This window comes from Planotetraspora silvatica (assembly GCF_016863315.1).
GTDB classification, from domain to species: Bacteria; Actinomycetota; Actinomycetes; order Streptosporangiales; family Streptosporangiaceae; genus Planotetraspora; species Planotetraspora silvatica.
Map to the genome: position 1 here is coordinate 1 of NZ_BOOQ01000065.1, position 19,358 is coordinate 19,358.

The following is a 19,358-nucleotide window of genomic DNA, read 5'->3' on the forward strand; positions in this document are numbered from 1 at the left end:
CTAGCCGCAGGCTCGCGGCGTGGCTCGTGTCGCCGAACAGCCGCTTGCCGGCGCCGAGGACGACGGGGTAGACCATGAGCCGATACTCGTCGACGAGGCCATGCTCGGCGAGCGTCCGGACGAGTTGCCCGCTGCCGTTGACGAGGATGTCGCCGTCCGACCGCCGCTTGAGCTCCACGACCTCCTCGGCGATGTCTCCCCTGATCACGGTGGAGTTGCTCCATCCCGGCTCGCCCAGCGTCGTGGAGACGACGTATTTCGGCATGCCATTCATCCTGTCGGCGAAGCCCATCGGATCAGTCCTCGTCGGCCAAGCCGCCGCGAAGCCCTCATAGGTGACGCGGCCCAACAGGAGAGCGCTGGCGGCGAAGATCTCGTCGAGCTTGAACTTGTGGCCGTCCTCGCCGCGATCGAACTGGAAGGCCCAGCCCGAGCGGTCGAATTCCGGATGGTCACCGGGACCTTCCATGACCCCGTCGATAGTCAGGAACTGCGACACGACGATCTTCGACATTCCGTCCTCCTTGCTGGGGATCAGCGCAATGGTGCGGCCGGCCCCGACCTTCAGGAGCGGTCGACGATCGGCCGTTCCGGGGGCGCGGCGTTAACTGTGCTACCGAATACTAGTTCTGTCAAGGCAGAAAAAATTGTCGGTGCTCGTGTCTCGGATCTCGGTCCGTCACCTCGACCACAGCTTTCAAGGCGGCCCGGCCCCGCAAGGCCAGTCACTTTCCTAGGGCATCCGTCAAGCATGTGGTGGGACAGAACCGTCAATCATGTCGCGGGACTGGACAAGACGCTGACGCTGATGTGTGACCACCTACATGTCGCGTGGTCAGCGTGTTAAAGATCGCGATCAGCGGACGCGTATGAGACGCGCGGCCGATGAGCAGCCCTTTCTGAGCAGCATGCTCGGGCGATGCCGTGCTGACGTTGCCGCCTCCTGGTCTGCCCCCATCCTCCTTGTAGCTGCCGGTCCCCAGGTCGGGAGCGCCGTGTCAAGGGTCTGCGAAGCTGATCGCGAAGCGACGCCGTAGGCGTCCTTGACTCGGCGGGCACGGCCGGGACACTCAAGCAGCGAGGAGGACAAAGGACCCTGGCACGAAGTCTCGATGTCAAGACACCGCTGACCGCAATGATCGAGGTCCGAACGTACCGTCCATGGGTCTTGTGACAGGATCGCGTGATGCTGCAACTCACCGATTTCATCATCGACTGCCCGGACACGATGAAGCTGGCGGCCTTCTACTCCGAGGTGACGGGCCGCCCGATCAAGGAAGGCAGCCACGAGAACTGGGCCGGCATCAAGTTCGGCGAGGTCGAGCTGGCCTTCATCCGGGTGGACGACTACCGCGCTCCGCAGTGGCCCGACAGCGAGCACCCCAAGCAGTTCCACCTCGACTTCGAAGTGAACGAGATCGAGTCCGAGCAGCGCCGCGTCCTCGACCTCGGCGCGACGCTGCAGCAGGACTTCATCGGTCCCGACGGCTACGGCTGGCGGGTCTACACCGACCCGATCGGCCACCCCTTCTGCCTGTGCCGCAACAAGGGCGTCATCTGGACCGACCAGGGCCTGATCTAGCCCAGGCGTAGCCATGCCGGGTCGGGGTGGTCCCGCGAGTGAAGTCACCGCCCCTGCTGGGCTCGACTGGGTCGATGGCAGGCGGGGTGGGCACTCATCCAAGGACACCGCCGCCCTGTGCAGGTGATCGCCTCGATCTGGCGTGCCCGCTGCGGGACCTGTGTCGAGCACGCCCGCATCCACGCCCCCGGCCTTCGGCTGTCATCGTTGCTTTGCTCGGTCCTTGTCGGACTGTCCTGGCATCATGCACGCATGCTTCCCCTGCTTCCCCGCAACGGCGAAAAGACCCTTGATGCCGACGAGCAGCTCGCCGAGCTCGAGGCCGGCCAATGCTGAGGCAGGTCGCACAGGGTGTGTGGGTCCATGAGAGCGAGTTCTGCCAGAGCAACGCCGTTGTCGTGCTGGGCCGGGGCGGCGTGTTGCTCATCGACGCCGGGATCCACGGCGATGAGATGGCGTGTCTCGCGAACGACCTGTCCGATGTGGGTCAGGCCGTGGTGGCCGGCTTCTCGACGCATCCGCATTGGGATCACCTGCTCTGGCACGCGAGCCTCGGTGGAGCGCCGCGTTACGGCACCGCGCTTTGCGTGACTACTGCCCGAGACCGGCTGGCGGGCGGGATCGATCCGGTCCGGCTCGGCATCCCCGAGGACGTGCCGCTGGAACTGCTCGGGAACATCACCGGCCTGCCCGAGGCAACTGCACGAATTCCGTGGGATGGCCCGGTGGTGCGGATCCTCGAGCATCAGGCCCACGCACCCGGCCACGCGGCGCTGCTGATTGAGGAACACCGGGTTCTCGTCGCCGGCGACATGCTGTCCGATGTGTTGATTCCGATGCTCGACGTGAACGGCACCGTTGACCCGGTTGAGAACTATCTCGCCGCGCTGCGGTTGCTCGAGAGCGTGGCGGGCGGCGTTGACATTGTCGTCCCCGGCCACGGGTCCGTCGGCGGATTCGACCAGGTACAGGCACGGATCGACCAGGATCGGGCGTACGTACTCGCGTTGCGGAACGGCCAAGTCCCCGCCGACCCACGGGTCGGCCCATCGGCCAAGCCTGGCTGGGAGTGGGTGAGCGACGTGCACGAAGGGCAACTCCAACGCCTTGCCCAAAGAAGCGAGCGCGACGGGACGCCCCGCTAGCGATCAGTGTGCGGCACGCGGTGGTCCCTGCCAGTGCCACACCCACGGTCACGCGCCTGCGCATCCTGCGGCCCCGCTTCACGATCTCGGCCAGGTGGGGAGGCTGCACGAAAGCGGCGGGGTGACGGGAATCGAACCCGCGCTGTCAGCTCGGGAAGTGCGTGGGTCACGGCCGTTAGGGGTGTTGACCTGGGCATGCGACCTGGCATGAGTGACCGTGGTTGACCCTTCGTCACCCTGGTTAATGGCCCGCTAATGGCCCGAGAGCCAGCCTGACTGGCTCAAGGTGGATCGATAGCGGGCGTGGATCTTGTCGGCCGAGCACCGCCACGCTCACGTAACCGGGCGCCAACGTAGGCCGCCAGCTCGTCCGGTTTTGACAAAACATTTGAGATCAAATATTGGCTCCCGGGACGATGTCGTACTGATGGAGAGTGCGAGGAGGATGGATCCAGGTAAAGGCCTTGTATTCGCGAGCGGGGCGACGGCTTTCCTCCCGAAGGCGGCGCTCACGAAGACGGAGATACCGCAGGCCTCCCTCCGATCCTGCACTTGACACGGGCTGACGTACGGGTGATTTATGGATTTATGGGGCATTCAACCCATGCTGACCGCGAAGCTGTCGACAGGTCCAATTTCTGCCGATCATCGTGGCCTGGTTGGCGTGGCCGCGCCCGGGAGTGGAAGCTTGTCGTCGGTTTGCTGCAGGCGGCCAAGGTCGGCCGGGGTGGGGTCTTACTGGTTGAGGGCCGGTCGGGCGTCGGAAAGAGTCGCATGCTCGGCATCACCGCCACCGCGGCAGCGGGGATGGGGCTAGGAGTCGCCCAGGGCGCGGCGGACGAACTGACCCAGCTGATACCGCTGGCCCCGCTGACATCGGCGCTCGGGAAATCGGGCCGCGCGCTTCCCGCGGGCGGTCACATGAACATCTGTGGTCCGGCCGATCAGCGACTGCTGCTGGTAGAACAACTGCAGGGACCGTTGGAGCAGCGGGTGGCTCAGGAACCGATGCTTCTCGCGTTGGATGACGTGCAGTGGGCTGACCCGATAACTCTGCTGGCGTTGCGGTCGATGACCAGAGATCTCGCCTCCTATCCGCTCGTCTGGATGCTGTCTCGTACGAGCGGCAGCGGCGACTGTCCGCGCCTCGACTGTCTGTTCGATGTGCTGGAACGTGATGGCGCGATCCGGATCACGTTGGAGGCGTTGGACGAGCGAGCAGTGGCAGACGTCGTCACCGACGTCCTCGGGGCAGCGCCCGAACCGGACGTGCTGGCCCTGGCCGGCATCGTGGACGGCAATCCTTTCCAGCTCGTCGATCTCCTTGAGAAGCTCAAAAGCGAGGGCGTCTTCCAGATCGCCGATGGTCACGCGCGGATGGCGGCATGCCTGCCGCATGCTCAGGCAGTCACCCAGGAACGCCTGGAGGAGTTGTCCACACGGACCAGGCATCTGCTCCAGTGCGCCGGAATCTTAGGCCGTTCGTTCTCGGTGAAGGATCTGGCCGAAATGCTCGGCCAATCGACCAATGGTCTGTTGCCGATGCTGGAGGAGGCGACGTCGGCGGGCATCATCGAACCCGCCGGGGAGGAGCTCACCTTCCGGCACGATCTGCTGTGGCAGGCGGTGATCGGGACCATCCCCACCCCGGTCCGCCGGTCCCTGCACCACGACGCAGGGAAGATGCTGCTCAAACGCGGCGGGTCGGCCGTTCCCGCCGCCGCGCACCTGATTCACAGCGCCGGCCGCGGTGATACGTCCGCACTGCTCGGATTGGACCAAGCGGCGCGGGAGGTGCTGCGGTCCTCACCGCAGACCGCCGCCGACCTCGCCCTGCGGGCGCTTGAACTCAGCGGCTCCGCCGACCCTGACTGGTTCGGTCGCGCCGCCACAGCGGTCGACGCCCTGACGGTGATCGGACGGCTGTCCGAGGCAGCCGATCTTGCCCGTGCCGCACTCGGCAGGGCCCCGCCTCTGCACGGCCCTCGCCTGCGATGCGCGCTGGCGCACATCCTGCTGCTGAGCGGCCGACCGGCGGATGCGGTATCCGAGGCCGAAAGCCTCCTCGCCCAAAAAGACCTGCCCGAGGACCTTCGCGGCATCGCCGAATGGACGATGTTCTGGGGGCTTACCTGCCTGAACGACTTCCGGAAAGGACGACAACGAGCGGAAGCCGTTCTGGCCGACCGCGAGCGGCACGCCGATGCCGCCGTCGTCGGAGCTCTCCTGTTGCTCGCTCGGTTCGCTATGGTCGATGGGCGGATCGCCGACTCGTTCGCGCATCTACGCGAAGCCTTGCACATCACCGACCGCGGCACCGTCGAAGCCATCCAGCGCCCGTATACGCGCCTGATACTGAGCCTCCACTACAGAGCCATGCGTGAGTTCGATGCGGCCGACATCGCCATCCAGGCCGCCGAGGAGGAAATCAACGACCTCGGGCTGACCGTGCTCGCCGCACAACCCGCACTGTTCCGCTCCGTGCTGAATCTGGGCGTCGGTCGACTTGATGACGCCGCCGCCGAGGCTCAGGCCGGGAAAATGATCGCCGAGGAGTTGGGCACGCACGGGTTCATCCGCGTCGGACTGTCCATGCTCGCTGTCGTTGCCCTGCGGCAGGGTGACCTCGACGCCGCGGTCGGGCACATCGAGCGATGTCAGTCCATCCCCGCCGCGCCCGAGATGTTGTTCGGATCGGTGTGGGAAAGGTGGGTGATGGCGGCGGTGGCCGAGGCCCAGGGTGATCCCGGGCGGGCGATCGAGATCCTCCACGCCATTTACACCGACGATGAGGAGCGGCGCTGGGCACTGCTCACGACGCCTCTTACGGCCGCCTGGATGACTCGGCTGGCGCTGGCCGCGGCGAACCGTCCGTATGCGCAGGCCATCGTTGACACGGCCGAGTACCTGGCCCGAAACAACCCGGACTTCCCCGTCTTCGCCATCACGTTCGCCCACGCCCGCGGCATTTTCCACCAGGACCCCGACGCGTTGGCCGCCGCCGCTGATCAGCCTGAGCCGTGGGCACGCGCCTTGGTCGCCGAAGACCTCGGCGTCTTGTGGGCCACCACGTCCGGCGCCGATGCCTCGGCGAAGGCCGTCGACAGCCTGGATGAGGCGCTCGACGGTTATGAGCGCATCGGTGCGCTCTGGGACGTGGCCCGGGTGCGAGCCCGGCTGCGGGCGCTTGGCGTACGGCGCCGCCACTGGACTCAATCCCAGCGGCCGACCTTCGGATGGGACAGCCTCACCGACACAGAACGCGCCGTCGCCGGCTTGATCGCCAGAGGGATGACCAACCGCCAGGCCGCCGAGCGGATGTTCCTGTCGCCTCACACGGTGTCCACCCACCTTCGCCGGATGTTCAGCAAACTCGACATCGCATCCCGCGCCGAGCTGGCCTGCATCGTTGCCAAAGAATGCCCTGAGCTCATCAAGGGCGCTTAAGCCCAGGTATGTCGTGAGCGCCGGATGGTCTCCGATCGCCAACGCTTGGGCGGAGCCCATGTCGATCAACCCGAGATATCCCTCAACGGCGCACGCACGGCCGTAGTCGCCTTCCGAGTCCGGATAGTCCCGTGGTGCGCCTCGCTCGCCGCCCACCTCGCGGCGGTCCAGGCCGCCGAGCTCACCGACAAGAAGGAGCATTGATGGACCCCGAATCGCCACAACTCGCCTTCATCATCGGCGGGGCGAACCTGGCCGCCAGGGCAATGGCTGCGGGCCTGGTCGACGAATGCCGGCTGTTCGTCTGGCCCATGATCGTCGGCGGCGGCAAACCGGCCCTGCCAGCGGGCATCCGCACCGACCTCGAGCTCCTCGACGAGCACCGATTCGACAACGGCGTCGTACGCCTCCGCTACCGCATCCCAACATGACCGCTCCCCAGACCCCTTTCTCAGTAGTGCCGGTGGATGACGGTTCCTCCTAGCGCTGCAACGGCGCGGAGATCACAATGTGACGGTGTCGGAATCACGCGGGCGTACCTGGTCTCTTGCCGTTCCCTGGCTGGTAGTCGTGGTGGCCGGTTTGACGGTCGCTCTGTTGCTGGCGTTCTCTGGCGCATACGGCTTCCTGGGCGACGAGATGTACTTCGTCGTGGCGGGGCGGCATCCCGCTTTCGGCTACGTAGACCAGCCGCCGCTGACCCCGCTCCTGTCCGCCGCCTCGGTGGCCCTGCTGGGAGTCTCGCCGACCGCGGTCCGGGTGTTGCCGGCCCTGGAGACGGCGCTCATCGTCGTCCTCGTCGCGCTCATCTCGCGCGACCTCGGCGGGTCCCGGCGGGCGCAGTTCCTGGCGGCCGTCACGGCCGCTGTCTCCGGCTATCTCGCCGCCGGCCACATGGACACCACGACAGGTCTCGACCTGGTCGCCTGGGCGTTCATCCTGTGGCTGATGGTCCGGCTTCTCGCCGGTGCCGATCGGCGCCTGTGGCTGGTGGTGGGCCTGACCGCCGGCATAGGGCTGCAGAACAAGGACACCCTGTTGTTCCTGGCCGCGGGGCTGGCCCTCGGCTTGCTCGTCGCCCGGCGCTGGGACGTCGTCCGCTCGGTGTGGCCGTGGGCGGCTGTTGGGATCGCTCTCCTGCTCTGGGCGCCGAACCTCGTCTGGCAGGCGGCGAACGGCTGGCCCCAGCTCACCATGGCCTCGCGCATCGCCGGGTACGCGGCCGACAACCGCGCCCAGATCCTGCCCCTGCTCTGGCTCTTCACCGGACCGCTTCTGTTCGCTGTGAGCCTGGCCGGATCGGTCTGGCTTCTGCGCTCAAGGGACGCGGTCCCGTGGCGGGCGATCGGCATAGCCGGCCCCGTGGCCCTCGCCTTCGTCGTCGTGACCGGGGGCAAGGCCTACTATGCGATCGGTAGCGCGGCCGTGTTCATGGCCGCCGGTTCGATCGTCATCGACCGCTGGCTCGCACGCGGCCATGCTCGTCTCAAGGGGTCGATCTTCGCCGTCGCAGCTGTGGTCTCGGGTCTGTTCCTCGCGTTCCTGACGCTGCCGGTTCTGCCTGTCGCCACCTATGCCGCCAGCACCCTTCCGGCCACGGTCCCGGACACCCCGAACCAGATCGGCTGGCCGACGTTCGCCTCCACGGTCGAGGGCGTGGTGGCTGCCCTGCCCGCCGACGAGCGCGCCCGGGCGGTGATCCTGACCAATGACTACAGTGAGGCGAGCGCACTCGACCTGCTCGGATCGGGGTTGCCGCCCGTCTACTCCGGTCACAACTCGTACTGGTCATGGGGCCCGCCACCGCCTCGACGCACGGTTGTCGTCCACGTCGGCGACTGGCGGCCCACCGACTGGAGCAGGTTCTTCGTCGGCTGCCACGACGTGGCCCGGATTGACAACGGAGTGGGCGTTCCGAACGGCGAGCAGGGTAAGGCCGTCTCGGTCTGCACCGGTCTGAGATCGTCGTGGACCGCGATGTGGCCCGGGCTCCGGACCATCAGCTAGACGAATCGTCCGGCCATTGTCGTTCTACGACAACCTGACCAGCAGTTCCAGGACTTGCCTGTAGTGGACTTAGAAACAGGCTCTAATTGCACGTCAATTGCACGGAAGATCGAAATGGCGCTAAAAAAGATCAAGGCCCGGGTCGAGAAACTACCTCTGACCAGGGCCTTCGTCGTTGGAGCGGGTGACGGGAATCGAACCCGCGCTGTCAGCTTGGGAAGTCTTTCAACAGCATGCGTGCTGACCTGCACAAACGCTGGCCTGGGCATATGTGGGTCGAAGTGAGTGAGTGACGGTCACGTCCCGCTGAGTGGTGTAACTCCAGCCGATCATGTGGGGTCGGCGAGCAGGGTCACGCTTCTGGAGGTGATGCCGGGCACGCGGGCCAGTGGTTGATGAGCGCAGCCGCTCCCTACCGGGTCAGCGGTCGAACCACGCTTTAGCAGAGGGTAGGAGCAACAGAAGGAGTACGACGGCGGGCAGGACCAGGCTGTACATATTGGGAGGGGGGTCGAGCGTACGTCCGGAGACGTAGGTGAGAGCCATGAGGCACTCGAGTCCAAGCGCGGCGATCCTGACCCGTCTTCTACGCGAGATCCATTTGCCTGCCCACCAGCCGATCAGCACTGCGATCACAACGCTGAGGCCGAGAACCAGTGATGTCAGGACATCACCTTTGCCGCCCAATGCCGCTAGCGGAGCGATAAGCAGCACGCCGGACAAGAGTCCCAGCGCCCCTTGAACGATCATGATGGACTGGGCACTTTTGACCGCGAGCGACATACGCTCGTTCTTCTCTGCAGCCTCAGCCACGGGACCTCTTGGGGGTTAGCAGTCTTATAGACACTGGACGTCTGGTCGTGTGTCTCATAGGCGCTGTGATGGTGATCAGAGCGTACTTTCTGTGACGTCATGGCATCGGCCACGGGGTAGGCATGGTGTATGCCAAGGCACAGAAGAGCCCGAAGATCGCTTATGAACCCGCGGCGCAGCCCCAGTTTGGAAGATCTGTGTACATGATCCTCTGAGCTGCTGCGACGCTGGTCACGCGCCCCATCGTCTCGCTCGTGACCTTCCGTGACTTGCCGTGAGTCACCGCTCTGACGGGCACGTGACGGGCACGGCTGCGGCTCACCGACGGTCCAGGTGTCTCGGTGGTTCTCAATATTTCGTAGCTGATCGCAGGGCCATGAGCCTGGGTGTGCCTTCTGGGCCAGCGACCGTACGGCCGGAACCCTCCTGCCTTCTGAACCGGGCGCTAACTTCCAGTGGTGGAGACTCCTGCCACACTCACGGGTTCCGGGCCACGTGACAGGACTGTCTGGGAGCCGTCATGCTGGAGCAATTGTCAAGACCTGTGGATGAGGTGTCGGTCAGCAACGCCGACTGTTGATCTTGGAGTTGGCAGTGTTGCGGGCCCGTCGGCACCACGGCATCCGCGCTGGATGAGGATCCCGACTGTCGTCCTGCAGGCTGCCCCGTGGCGGGATTCACGCGTGCGGCCGGTAGAAGGCGATGGCGTTGTCGTGAAGGACTCGGCGGGCGGCCTCCTGTCCCAGGGTGTCGAGCACGACGTCTAGGTCGCTGTCGGCGAACGGTCGGGGTGCCCGTGGGCAAGGAAGGTCGGTGCCGAAGAGTAGCGCGTCGGGATTGGCGCGCCATAGGCGACGCAGGGCCTGCCCGATATTGAAGTCCGTTCGGCCGAACCCGCTCGCCTTCACCCGGACCCCGGCCTCCGCGAGCTTGACCAAAGTGGTCAGGCCAGCAGCGGAAAGGCCCAGGTGATCGATGCTCGCCGCAGGCAGGGAGGCGACAAGATCGGCCAGGTCGTCGAGGTCTCGCGCGTCGACGTAGAGCTCCACGTGCCAGCCGACGGTCGTGTGCACCCGCCGCGCCGTCGCGGCGAGGTCATCGAGGACGCCGCGGCCGCCCCGATGCAGGTTGAACCGGACGGCCCGCACTCCCGTCGCGTCCAGGGCCACGAGCTCCTCGTCGGTCACCGTCGCGGGCACCTGGGTGACGCCGACCCACCCCGGCCCGAGCCGTTCGAGCGCGGCGAGAAGGTAGAACTGGTCGAAGCCTTGCGTGGAGGCGGACACCACCGCACCACCCGCCAGTCGGACCGGCAGCGCCCCAACGCGGGTCAGGTAGTCCTCGACGGTGAACATGTCCGGCAAGAACCCCGCGTTTGCCGTCATTGGGTAAGCGGGGTCGAAGATGTGCATATGGCTGTCGAACACTGGCAGGACGTTCGCGTCATCGGGAACGCGGCGCTGCTCTACCTGCATGACTCTCCTGACCCTCGCTAATATCTTGACGTCAAGATATATGACGTGCCATTCCGCTGTCGTCCCGGAGACCACATGCCCTCCCGCAGGGCGCGCCCCGGTGGGCAGCTCCACCAAACTCGCTCCTGCGCCTCGTGCCTACCTGGTTCATGCCGCTTGATCCTGGCGCTCGACGAGCAGGCCGCGTTCGAAGCGGGCTCCGGCGCGGACGAGCGCCACGAGATGGGGCGCGTTCACGGCTCGCCAGCGGGCCTGGGCGGACTCGATGAGCTTGAAGACCATGGCCAGTGCGGCGGCGCGGGAGCCGGCACCCTTGGTGACCTTGGTCCGCAGTCGCACGGTGGCGAAGGCGACTCGATCGGGTTGGTGGTCCGCAGGTGGATCCAGTGCTCGGCGGGGAAGTCGAAGAACGCGAGGAGTTCGTCCTCGTCGTCCGTGATCCGCTTGACGACCTTGGGGTACTTCGCCCCGTAGGCCCGCTCGAAGTCGCGGACGGCTTTGGCCGCGTGTTCCTTGTCCTCGGCGTTGTAGATCTCCTGGATCGCGCGCTTGGCCGCGGGCTGGGCCGACTTCGGTAGCGCGTCGAGCACGTTGGCGGTTTTGTGAACCCAGCACCTCTGATGGCGGGTGTCGGGGAACGCCTCGTTCAGCGCATTCCAGAAGCCGAGCGCGCCGTCTCCGACGGCCAGGACCGGCGCCCGCATGCCCCGGCGGGCGCAGTCCCGCAGCAGGCCCGGCGGCTCATAGTGATGCACACCCGCCGACTAAATAAGCGAGTTCGCCTCATACGTCACATATGGGACGATCCCGTCATGCCTATCGACCAACATCTGCTTGCGCTGTTCACCGTGACCGCGATCATCGCCATGATCGCTCCTGGACCGGACATGTTGTTCGTTCTGGGGTGTGGGATGCGGGGTGGTCCACGCGCCGGCTTGCTCGCCACAGCCGGAGTGGCAACGAGCGAAGCCATCCACATTGCCGTGGCGGCCGCGGGACTAGCCGCCCTCTTCGCCGCGGTGCCGTTCGCCTTCACCGTGCTGCGCATCGCCGGAGCCGCTTATCTGATCTATCTCGGCATACAGATGATTCGTCACCGCAAGGGTGTTCAGGCTGAGGTGACGGTCGGCGGCGGTGGGATGTCGGGCCGCCGGGCGTACCTCAACGGCTTGTTGACCAACCTGCTGAACCCGAAGATGGTCACCTTTACGATCGCCTTCCTTCCCCAGTTCATCAACCCGCAACTGGGTCAGGTCTGGGTGCAGTTCGCGATCCTCGGCGCCATCCTGATCGCGTTGGAGTTCCTCGTCGACGGTACGGTCGGTGTGCTCGCAGGACGGATCGGAGGATGGCTTCGTCGCCGGCATACCGCTCGCCGTCGAATCGACGTCGCCACGGGAGGCGTATTCATCGGGCTGGGAGTACGACTGGCCGTCGAGCACTGACATTGCGGCGGAGCGCACCCGGGCGCTTGGTTGGTGTTGTCCCCCAGCCAGGTGACTGCTATCGCCAATGAGTGTTCGAACGTTGCTCGTGGCTCGTTCCCGGGTTGGACGGAGGGCGGGGCTGCTCAGGCAGCTCCGCCCTTGCGCATATGGGGCAAAAGTTTCATAGGGCTGCGTGTAGGTCGCTGCACTGTTGCTGAATGTCATCGACATTTCCGAGCCTGTTGAGCCGCTGGCGTTGCCCGAACTGGTGAAGAAGCGTTGCCGCTTCTGATCGACGCAACCACGGGTGGTTGGTCGGCGGTCAGCAGGTGGTCTCCGCAGAGCGGACAGTGTGCGTCCTGCCTGGTGAGCAGGCGCAGCGTATACCGGTTCAGCGCGGGTTTGACCCGCGTGCGCCGCCGTGCCCAGTACTCGGCCAGGGCGGGGTCATCGGGGGATGCCCTGCCCAGCGCACTACTGTGCGTGACATTCGGCCAGTGAGTCCCTTGAAATCCCCTTTACTAACGCAGGCCCCAGTGACCACCATGATTCCCTGTGATCACAAAGCTGATGGAGCACTATACGAAGGAGACCTCCGAGAGTACCCAGCTCACAAGGTCGCCTGCGGCGCGCATCCTCGACGTCGGGGGCGGCATGGGAGTGCACGCACAGTGGCCGGCCTCAGACGGCTACGGGGTGCATCTCATCGATCCGGTGCACGCGTGAGCGCAGCGCGGTTGATCTTCGCAGCGCAGGCCTTACGCGGTCTGGCGTACGGCCTGGCCGCCGTCCAGCTCGCCACGCTGCTGCGGGCCGAGGGGCTGCAGGCCGCCGGGGTCGGTCTCGTGCTGGCAGTCGTGATGGCCGGGGGCGCGCTGGCCAGCATCGCCCTGGCCCGCTGGGGCGACCGGTTCGGCCGTCGCCGCTCCTACGCCGTGTTGTACCTGGCCCTGGCTCTGTGCGGGTCGCTGATCGCGGTCGGAGCTCCCGTGTGGCTGCTGAGCCTGGCCGCTCTGTCGGGCGCGCTGTCGGTCGAGGTGGTCGAGTCCGGGCCGTTCACCACCGTGGAGCAGGTCATGCTGGATGGCAGCGGCGTGGCCGTGCGCGGCTTCGGCCTCTACAACGCCGTCGCCGCCGCCGCCGGGACCGCCGGCGCGCTGCTGGGCGCGCTCCCGCCCTCACGGTCGCTGCTCGGCGCAGTGTTGCTGGCCGTGGGCGTGGCTGGTGCATTGCTGGCCCTGCGGCTGCCCGCCTCGCTCGAGGTGGCCTCGGTTCAGGTCTACGCACCGGTCCGCCCCCGCCCGGTCGTGGTCCGGCTGGCGGCGCTGTTCGCCGTGGACAGCATGGCCGGAGGTTTCGTCGTGCAGGCCTACCTGGCCTACTGGCTGGGCGTCCACTACCAAGCCGACACGGCGAGCATCGGGCTGCTGTTCGCGGGCTGTGCCGTCCTGCAGGCCGCCTCCTTCCTGCTCGCGCCGGTCCTCGCGGCCAGGATCGGACTGCTGAACACGATGGTCTTCACCCATCTGCCGAGCAACCTGCTGCTCATCGGCGTCGCCTTCGCCCCAGGATTCCCCGTGGCGGCGTTGCTGCTGCTGGCCCGCGCCTGCCTGTCCTCGATGGACGTGCCCACCCGCCAGGCCTACGTCATGGCCATGGTCCCGCCCACCGAACGCACCACCACAGCCGCCATCACCAACACCTCCCGCTACCTGACCCGCCCCGCCGGTCCCGCGCTGGCCGGGCTGCTGCAGCCCCTCGGACTGGCCTGGCCCTTCCTCATCGCTGCGACCGCCAAGAGCCTCTACGACCTGGCCCTGTGGCGGATGTTCCGCCGCGTCGAACTCCCCTCTGGAGACGCATCGCGATCTGGGTGACCGGGCCCGGCCCAACAGGGCTGCACGCCCGGACGCCAGTTGAGTGCCCTCAGGCTGGCGGGCTCTGAGTGCGTCACCGCAGGAGTAGCGATCAGCAAGTGCCGCGCGCGACGTTAGGCTGTCGGTCCGCCGGAATATTTCCTTTTTCGACGTAAATCGTCGGCCTTGGTTGCTTCTCGTCGTGGGGGTGGCATGCGCACAATCGCGCTGTTCGCTGCGTTCGTAGTGCTCGTTACCGGATGTTCATCACATCGCGACGACAACCCGAGGCGGCCGGCTTCCACAGCGCCGATGAACGCTCCAGACATCCCCGCCACAGCAGGCGTTCCCGGCGAGACATCGTCGCTGCCCGATCTCACCAAGAATGTCGAGGGCGCGATCCTTCTGCAACACGCCGACGATACGGCGCAATCCTGGAGCGGGGAATTCAAGGTCGGGGGAGCCTTCCAAGTTGTCGGCGCCTGTGTCGGATCCCCCGACAAGCTCACCATCGAGGTCGGTGAGCGCGTGAGCGAGACGTCCGGTGTCAGCTTCGGGTGTTCAAACGGGCTGGTGCGTTTGGACGGGCCAGACGGTTACCTCAACGAACCCATTCCGGAGACTGAGCAGTCATACGCCTTAAGGTCAGCGTTCCGCAGGGCGCCAGGTGGAGCATTCTGGTGTCCAAGCGGTCTGTATCGCCGAGTGCCCCATCGACGCCCTTACCTGCCAGTTCCGCATCCTGCGCGCCGCCGACCTGCCTCAACCTGGACATGACGATCCCGGCGACCCCGCCACCTCCTGTAGTGGCCTAGCCCGGCAGAAGCCGAGGCAACCTCGTCCGGCGGGCACTGCTGACGCGGTTCCACGGCGCGACGACCATGGACCAGCTGCCACCTGAGGCGGCGCCGTTCACCAACGCGCGGATCGCGACCATTGGCCAGACGCAGATCGGCGCCCGGCCTGTCGACCACCCGGAGTGCCGGCAGTGGACCCAGGGCGTCTGGAGCGCCGCCCCCTTGAAGAACGAGTCCCACGGCGTACTCGGCGGCGCCTTCCTCGTCGACACCACCAACGGTGCCTTCGGTGGGCCGATGATGAGCGAGTCGATCGTGTACGCCTCCGCACCCGCCCTGGACCAACTGGCGGCCACCCCTCCCGGGCAGTGTGCCACCGTACGGCTGACCGATGGGCAGAACACGTGGACGGACCGCTATGAGCAGGTCGCGCTCCCACGTCCCGCGGGCGCGTGGGGATACCGCCTCCGGGACCCATCCGGAGGTTATCCGGTGACCTGGGCCGCCCTGATCCGACACGGCGACTACCTCATCGAGGTGCGCCTCGTCGCGCGCCCCTTCACGGCAGACAATCCCGACGCCTGGGCCAGCGAAAAGGCCATGCTTACCGACTTGGCCAGTCAGGCATACGCAAGGGCCGCTTCGATCCTGGGGTGACAAAGGCTAGCCGCCGTACCCAGACCGCGTGGGGACGCTTGAACACGTGCTGTCAGCTTGGGAAGTCTTTCATCACCATGCGGTCTGAGCTGGGGAAACGGTGACCTGGGCGTATGCCGGTCGAGTAACGGTGAGTCCCCGTGAATCCCCGCTGGTTGCCGACCGTACGGGCACGCAACGGGCACGGCATGGCAGCTGAGGGCCGGTGACGGATGGCGATGTGCGGAGGCGTGGCTCGGGGGCTCACAGATCCGAGTCGGCGGCCAGACCCACCCTCCAGACCCTGCCGGTCGGTCTGCGGCTGGGCGTCGTGCCGCGCTGGTCATCCCAGTGTGGTGGCGCGCCGGACCCCTGAAACCACCTTCGGCCGAGATCCGGTACTTCGGTGGGTATCACCATGAGGCCATGAGGCCCGGCAGATCCTTGATCACCAATGAGCGCGTCCGTCGCGGCACGCAGCTTGGGTGTGGTGCTTCCGAGACGCCATGGCCGCCCGGGTAAAGGGATCCGGGCCTTCATGCGTTATTGGGGCGTGGAGCAAAGAGGACAAGAATTCACCAAGTTCTACACCGCCTCCAAGGATGACTGCCTGCGGATCGTGCTGGTCAACGTCGGCGACAGACAACTCGCCGAGGACCTGGTGGCGGAGGCGTTCACCCGGGCCTGGACGTCCTGGCGCAAGGTGCGCGAGCACCCTGTACCACGCGCCTGGGTGGTACGGACAGCGCTGAACGCCCACGTGTCCTGGTGGAGGCGCCGCCGGCGCGAGCTGACAGTGGACGATCCAACAGCGTTGACACGCCTGGAGGGCAGCCAGCTGGCGCGTTCGGCGGACCTGGGCCTCGACCAGGCGCTGGTTGCGGCGCTCCGGATGCTTCCGCTCAGGCAGCGCGAAGTGATCACGCTAAGGGTCTTCTTCGACCTGGATACCGATGCCACGGCGAAGCTGCTCGGCATCTCCCCGGGGACCGTTGGCGCGCACCTGCACCGGGCGCTGGCCACGCTCCGCACGCAAACACAATCCTTCAGCGACCAGGAGGTCACCTCATGAACGACGACGACATGCTGGCGGCAATGCGAAGCTCCCTCACCAGCACCAAAGATGCCCTCACCCACGTGCACATGGACCAGCGGCCCGAAGCGATCATGGCCCGGGCCCGCGGACGCCGGCTGCGCGGCGTGGCGGGGGTGGGCACGGGCGGCCTGGCGCTAGCAATTGGCTTGGCGCTGTCCTTGTCCGGCGGTACGTCTGTGGCGTCCGGCGGCCACCCTGGCGCTCCCAGCAGTTCGTCTGCCGCCCGGGCGGTCCACGTCAACCTGGCCGCATGGTCGGTCAATACGTCGCCGAACGGCTTGGTGGAGGTGACGATCCGCGAGCTGAAGGACCCAGCGAGGCTGGCCAAGACCCTGGCTGACGCCGGCGTCCCCGTGGTGCTGACGTCCGGCCCCGTGTGCACATCCGACGACCAGCTGCAGGTCTCCCAGGTGGTGCGCAAGCTGCCCGGGCCCGGCGGCCTTGTGATGAGCCTCAACCCGAAGGCGATGCCAGCCGGAACGGAACTGGTGATCGGGATCGGCACCCTCCGGATCGGATCCGAGCAGGGGCCTGGTGCGGCGTTCGGCCTGCAAAAGAAGGGGTCGCCGCTGAACTGCTCCGGAAAGCCCAAAGTAGCCACCAAGTAGCTCCCATCCCACTGGCCGCAAGCCAGGACGGCCAACCACACGACGGTCTGAACCGTGAACCCCGTGCCGGCGGGCTCACGGTCCAGGCGGCTATCGCCGACGCGCTGGGCAGGCTCGCCACGGAGGCGCTGAGCAAGGAAGATCCAGATGGATCGGGCACGGAAGATCGAAAAGGTGTCCAAAAAGATCAAGGCCCGGGTCGGGAATCATCCTCTGACCTGGGCCTTCTCGCGTGGAGCGGGTGATGGGAATCGAACCCGCGCTGTCAGCTTGGGAATCGGCTAGTGATCTACCCTCTCTGAGCTGGGAAACAAGGGGTGCAGCTCAGCGCTGGTCGAGTCCCCGTGACTTCCCATGAGTCCCCGCTGATCGCCGTTCAATCTGGCACGCATCTGGCACGTGATCTAGTGTCGGATACGAAAAACGTTCGCCTGTTGTCCGTCTGGCTACGTGTTCAATGCCGGAGGGCTCGGGATGTAGGCGATTTCCATGTTGTGGCCGCCGTGCAGTGAGGTGACTGTTGGCGGGTTGGTCTGAGGGAGCTGGCGCGTTGTCGATTGAGGTCGATCAGGAGGTCTTCGCCGAGATAGAGGAATACATCTCTCATGAAACGGTGATCATTGTCGGCGCGTCCGATCCTCGTGCAGCGGGGTACGGCCTTCTCCAGGCAGCCCGACGCTTCTCTTTTGTCGCTGAAGATGGGCGGGAAGTGAGCGTTGAGGAGGCGGAGTACGGTGATCTCTATACGCCGAACTATGTTTCGGACATACGCCTTGCACCCCGGGGCCCCTGGTTGTACGTGGATTGCAAGGGCTACGTCCCGCCGGCGATGGGCGAACGGATGATCGCGATCCTGGTCGAGGAGCTCGAACGAGTGGGTGTGAGCGGACGTATTGAGGTGCCCTCTCTCGATGAGTTGAACGAGTATGTGCCGGCAATGTATTTGTTCCATGGCCTAAAGTTCTCGGTGATACCCTTCCCCTGACCTGAGCCTTCGCGAGTGGAGCGGACGACGGGAATCCAACCCGCGCTGTCAGCTTGGGAAGTCTTTCACCACCATGCGGTCTGAGCTGGGGAAACGGGGACCTGGGCGTATGCCGGTCGAGTGACCGTGAGTCCCCGTCATTCCCCGCTGGTTGCCGACCGTACGGGCACGCAACGGGCACGCGCCTTCCAAGGGCGTCGCGTTCGAAGTGGATTTCCGCGTGTGCCGTTAGACGGCTTACGTCCCGAATCCAAACGCTATGATCAAGCGCATGCTTCGCATCGCCACTGCCAGTTTCTTCTCCCTCGGGATTCTCTTCCTTCTCCTTGGAATGATCCCCGCGAACGAACCTGGTGGAGGAGACGGCTCGTTTCGCCTGCAGATGGCGACGGTTTTCATGCTGGCCGCGATCGTCACCGCCGTGCTCTACCGCGGCGAAAAGAAGTAAGCGCCTCCGACTGGGGGCGCTCGTTCTGTAGGCCGGGTTATGTTCACAGCGTTTCTCTGACCTGCGGCCGATCTCCGAAACCTAGCCTGAACTGGGATTTCATGTTCCAGCAGTTGCCAACAGTTGCGGAGATCTCTCGTACTCCGGCGGAACAAAGACGGAACAGAGGTGGCGTCTCAGGCGCAGTTCGCGGACCTGGAAGGTGTGGTCGGCTATTGGGAGGCCCAGGTCAAGAAGATGTCGCGGTCTTCAATCGGCCAGGCCACCTGAGCACCCGGCAGACGGCTTCTCGCTCTTCCTTGAAGGTAGCTAATGAAGGGGGCAGCGGGAGTTCCAATCCACTCCTCGGGAAACTCGGGGCAGGTCTGGTATTCGTAGCAGGCGATCGCCCAAAGGATGACGCCCGGATCCGGCTCTCCAGGAAGACGGTCGAAGGCATAGGACTGTACGGAGTGAAGGTCGGCCAAAGCCTCCTTATCGAGCGCGGCGACCCGCTCGGCGTCGAGCGTGTCCAACTCGAACCCCACGTACCAGGCAGCCATGTCGAAATTCTGTCCCCACAAGATTCGGCCGAGATCATCGGCTGTCTCCAGAGAAAGCACTACCCGCTCCAGTACCGCCGGATTCTCCGCCGATCTCCGATCAAACCGGTATCGCGCGTACTCCTCTCCTTCCCATGCAAGAGCAGCGGTCAGCAGAGCATCAATGTGAATCTTGGGAAGCAAGAACTCGCTCATGTAGCAGACCCTTCGTGTCGATAATTTCCACCCGATGGTTAACAGTGCGTGCTTTGCCACATTGTTTGGGGCGCAACCCACAGCATTCTGTCTAACCATGCCGTTTGTCGTCGACCCAGTTGATCTAGCCGACATGAAGAAAGGCCTGTTGACCTGAGGTTTCCCTCTGATCGACAGACCTTGTTGCCTGTCGGGACGACAGGATTTGAACCTGAGACCCCTTGACCCCAGGAAGTGGGGGTAGGCGTTTTTGCAGCTCAACGGCCTTCAGGTAGCCATGCACGACGTTTGGTGACGTG

The 19,358-nt window shown here is 65.5% G+C and carries 18 protein-coding genes and 1 pseudogene; 14 read left to right on the forward strand and 5 right to left on the reverse strand.

Annotated features, from left to right (window positions below; translation table 11 throughout):
- Window positions 1–514, reverse strand: a 514-nt coding sequence (locus Psi02_RS37920; RefSeq protein ID WP_203980760.1) for a dihydrofolate reductase family protein, incomplete at its 3' end; no start/stop codon positions are given.
- A 672-nt stretch (window positions 515–1,186) separates the two neighbouring features.
- Between Psi02_RS37920 and Psi02_RS37925 the strand changes: the two genes are divergently transcribed.
- The 7 genes from Psi02_RS37925 (at window position 1,187) to Psi02_RS37955 (ending at window position 8,181) form a co-directional block, all read left to right on the forward strand.
- A complete protein-coding gene (locus Psi02_RS37925; protein WP_203980761.1) occupies window positions 1,187–1,582 on the forward strand; it encodes a VOC family protein in 396 nt (131 codons plus the stop codon).
- Between the two features lie 117 nt (window positions 1,583–1,699).
- Window positions 1,700–1,918, forward strand: a complete 219-nt coding sequence (locus Psi02_RS37930) for a hypothetical protein (RefSeq protein WP_203980762.1) — start codon at window positions 1,700–1,702, stop codon at window positions 1,916–1,918.
- The gene (locus tag Psi02_RS37935) at window positions 1,912–2,727 is read left to right on the forward strand and encodes an MBL fold metallo-hydrolase (RefSeq protein ID WP_203980763.1); all 816 of its coding nucleotides are present in this window, start codon (window positions 1,912–1,914) and stop codon (window positions 2,725–2,727) included. The genes Psi02_RS37930 and Psi02_RS37935 overlap by 7 nt, the downstream gene beginning before the upstream one ends.
- Window positions 2,728–3,315: 588 nt before the next feature.
- Window positions 3,316–6,174: a helix-turn-helix transcriptional regulator gene (locus tag Psi02_RS37940; protein WP_239095505.1), complete on the forward strand. Its 2,859-nt coding sequence runs from the start codon at window positions 3,316–3,318 to the stop codon at window positions 6,172–6,174.
- A 24-nt stretch (window positions 6,175–6,198) separates the two neighbouring features.
- Window positions 6,199–6,378, forward strand: a complete 180-nt coding sequence (locus Psi02_RS41370; protein WP_239095506.1) for a hypothetical protein — start codon at window positions 6,199–6,201, stop codon at window positions 6,376–6,378.
- Window positions 6,378–6,605, forward strand: a complete 228-nt coding sequence (locus Psi02_RS37950) for a dihydrofolate reductase family protein (protein ID WP_203980765.1) — start codon at window positions 6,378–6,380, stop codon at window positions 6,603–6,605. Before Psi02_RS41370 ends, Psi02_RS37950 begins: the two co-directional genes overlap by 1 nt.
- 151 nt (window positions 6,606–6,756) lie before the next feature.
- The gene (locus Psi02_RS37955; protein ID WP_203980766.1) at window positions 6,757–8,181 is read left to right on the forward strand and encodes a glycosyltransferase family 39 protein; all 1,425 of its coding nucleotides are present in this window, start codon (window positions 6,757–6,759) and stop codon (window positions 8,179–8,181) included.
- Between the two features lie 420 nt (window positions 8,182–8,601).
- Here Psi02_RS37955 and Psi02_RS37960 read toward each other — a convergent pair whose 3' ends face one another.
- The 3 genes and pseudogenes from Psi02_RS37960 to Psi02_RS37970 all read right to left on the reverse strand — a co-directional run.
- Complete coding sequence (locus tag Psi02_RS37960) at window positions 8,602–8,994, reverse strand: hypothetical protein (RefSeq protein WP_203980767.1); 393 nt, start codon at window positions 8,992–8,994, stop codon at window positions 8,602–8,604.
- Window positions 8,995–9,671: 677 nt separating this feature from the next.
- Entirely contained in the window at window positions 9,672–10,583 is a 912-nt protein-coding gene (locus Psi02_RS37965) for an amidohydrolase family protein (protein ID WP_239095507.1), read from the reverse strand.
- A 33-nt stretch (window positions 10,584–10,616) separates the two neighbouring features.
- Window positions 10,617–11,200, reverse strand: a pseudogene (locus Psi02_RS37970) (IS256 family transposase); the annotation flags it as partial.
- A gap of 81 nt (window positions 11,201–11,281) precedes the next feature.
- Between Psi02_RS37970 and Psi02_RS37975 the strand changes: the two are divergent.
- The 7 genes from Psi02_RS37975 (at window position 11,282) to Psi02_RS38005 (ending at window position 18,322) form a co-directional block, all read left to right on the forward strand.
- The gene (locus tag Psi02_RS37975) at window positions 11,282–11,914 is read left to right on the forward strand and encodes a LysE family translocator (protein ID WP_203980768.1); all 633 of its coding nucleotides are present in this window, start codon (window positions 11,282–11,284) and stop codon (window positions 11,912–11,914) included.
- A gap of 704 nt (window positions 11,915–12,618) precedes the next feature.
- Window positions 12,619–13,773, forward strand: coding sequence for an MFS transporter (locus Psi02_RS37980; protein ID WP_203980769.1), 1,155 nt, complete (start codon window positions 12,619–12,621; stop codon window positions 13,771–13,773).
- Window positions 13,774–14,633: 860 nt separating this feature from the next.
- Window positions 14,634–15,206, forward strand: coding sequence for a hypothetical protein (locus Psi02_RS37985; RefSeq protein WP_203980770.1), 573 nt, complete (start codon window positions 14,634–14,636; stop codon window positions 15,204–15,206).
- Window positions 15,207–15,639: 433 nt separating this feature from the next.
- Window positions 15,640–16,257, forward strand: coding sequence for a SigE family RNA polymerase sigma factor (locus Psi02_RS37990; RefSeq protein ID WP_203980771.1), 618 nt, complete (start codon window positions 15,640–15,642; stop codon window positions 16,255–16,257).
- Window positions 16,254–16,889 (forward strand): hypothetical protein, encoded by a 636-nt coding sequence (locus Psi02_RS37995; RefSeq protein WP_203980772.1) that lies wholly within the window; start codon window positions 16,254–16,256, stop codon window positions 16,887–16,889. The genes Psi02_RS37990 and Psi02_RS37995 overlap by 4 nt, the downstream gene beginning before the upstream one ends.
- A gap of 550 nt (window positions 16,890–17,439) precedes the next feature.
- Window positions 17,440–17,874 (forward strand): hypothetical protein, encoded by a 435-nt coding sequence (locus tag Psi02_RS38000; RefSeq protein ID WP_203980773.1) that lies wholly within the window; start codon window positions 17,440–17,442, stop codon window positions 17,872–17,874.
- Between the two features lie 271 nt (window positions 17,875–18,145).
- Window positions 18,146–18,322: a hypothetical protein gene (locus Psi02_RS38005; protein WP_203980774.1), complete on the forward strand. Its 177-nt coding sequence runs from the start codon at window positions 18,146–18,148 to the stop codon at window positions 18,320–18,322.
- A 212-nt stretch (window positions 18,323–18,534) separates the two neighbouring features.
- Here the strand turns inward: Psi02_RS38005 and Psi02_RS38010 are convergent, their stop codons facing one another.
- The gene (locus Psi02_RS38010) at window positions 18,535–19,059 is read right to left on the reverse strand and encodes a hypothetical protein (protein WP_203980775.1); all 525 of its coding nucleotides are present in this window, start codon (window positions 19,057–19,059) and stop codon (window positions 18,535–18,537) included.
- Window positions 19,060–19,358: the final 299 nt, after the last annotated feature.

Bases quoted from the DNA above. Each gene is read 5' to 3' on its own strand.
- Psi02_RS37940 (WP_239095505.1), top strand. From the start codon at position 3,316: ATGGGGCATTCAACCCATGCTGACCGCGAAGCTGTCGACAGGTCCAAT.
- Psi02_RS37975 (WP_203980768.1), top strand. From the start codon at position 11,282: ATGCCTATCGACCAACATCTGCTTGCGCTGTTCACCGTGACCGCGATC.
- Psi02_RS37995 (WP_203980772.1), top strand. From the start codon at position 16,254: ATGAACGACGACGACATGCTGGCGGCAATGCGAAGCTCCCTCACCAGC.
- Psi02_RS37985 (WP_203980770.1), top strand. From the start codon at position 14,634: ATGGACCAGCTGCCACCTGAGGCGGCGCCGTTCACCAACGCGCGGATC.
- Psi02_RS38010 (WP_203980775.1), bottom strand. From the start codon at position 19,059: ATGAGCGAGTTCTTGCTTCCCAAGATTCACATTGATGCTCTGCTGACC.
- Psi02_RS37935 (WP_203980763.1), top strand. From the start codon at position 1,912: ATGCTGAGGCAGGTCGCACAGGGTGTGTGGGTCCATGAGAGCGAGTTC.
- Psi02_RS37925 (WP_203980761.1), top strand. From the start codon at position 1,187: ATGCTGCAACTCACCGATTTCATCATCGACTGCCCGGACACGATGAAG.
- Psi02_RS37950 (WP_203980765.1), top strand. From the start codon at position 6,378: ATGGACCCCGAATCGCCACAACTCGCCTTCATCATCGGCGGGGCGAAC.
- Psi02_RS41370 (WP_239095506.1), top strand. From the start codon at position 6,199: ATGGTCTCCGATCGCCAACGCTTGGGCGGAGCCCATGTCGATCAACCC.
- Psi02_RS38005 (WP_203980774.1), top strand. From the start codon at position 18,146: ATGCTTCGCATCGCCACTGCCAGTTTCTTCTCCCTCGGGATTCTCTTC.
- Psi02_RS37990 (WP_203980771.1), top strand. From the start codon at position 15,640: ATGAGCGCGTCCGTCGCGGCACGCAGCTTGGGTGTGGTGCTTCCGAGA.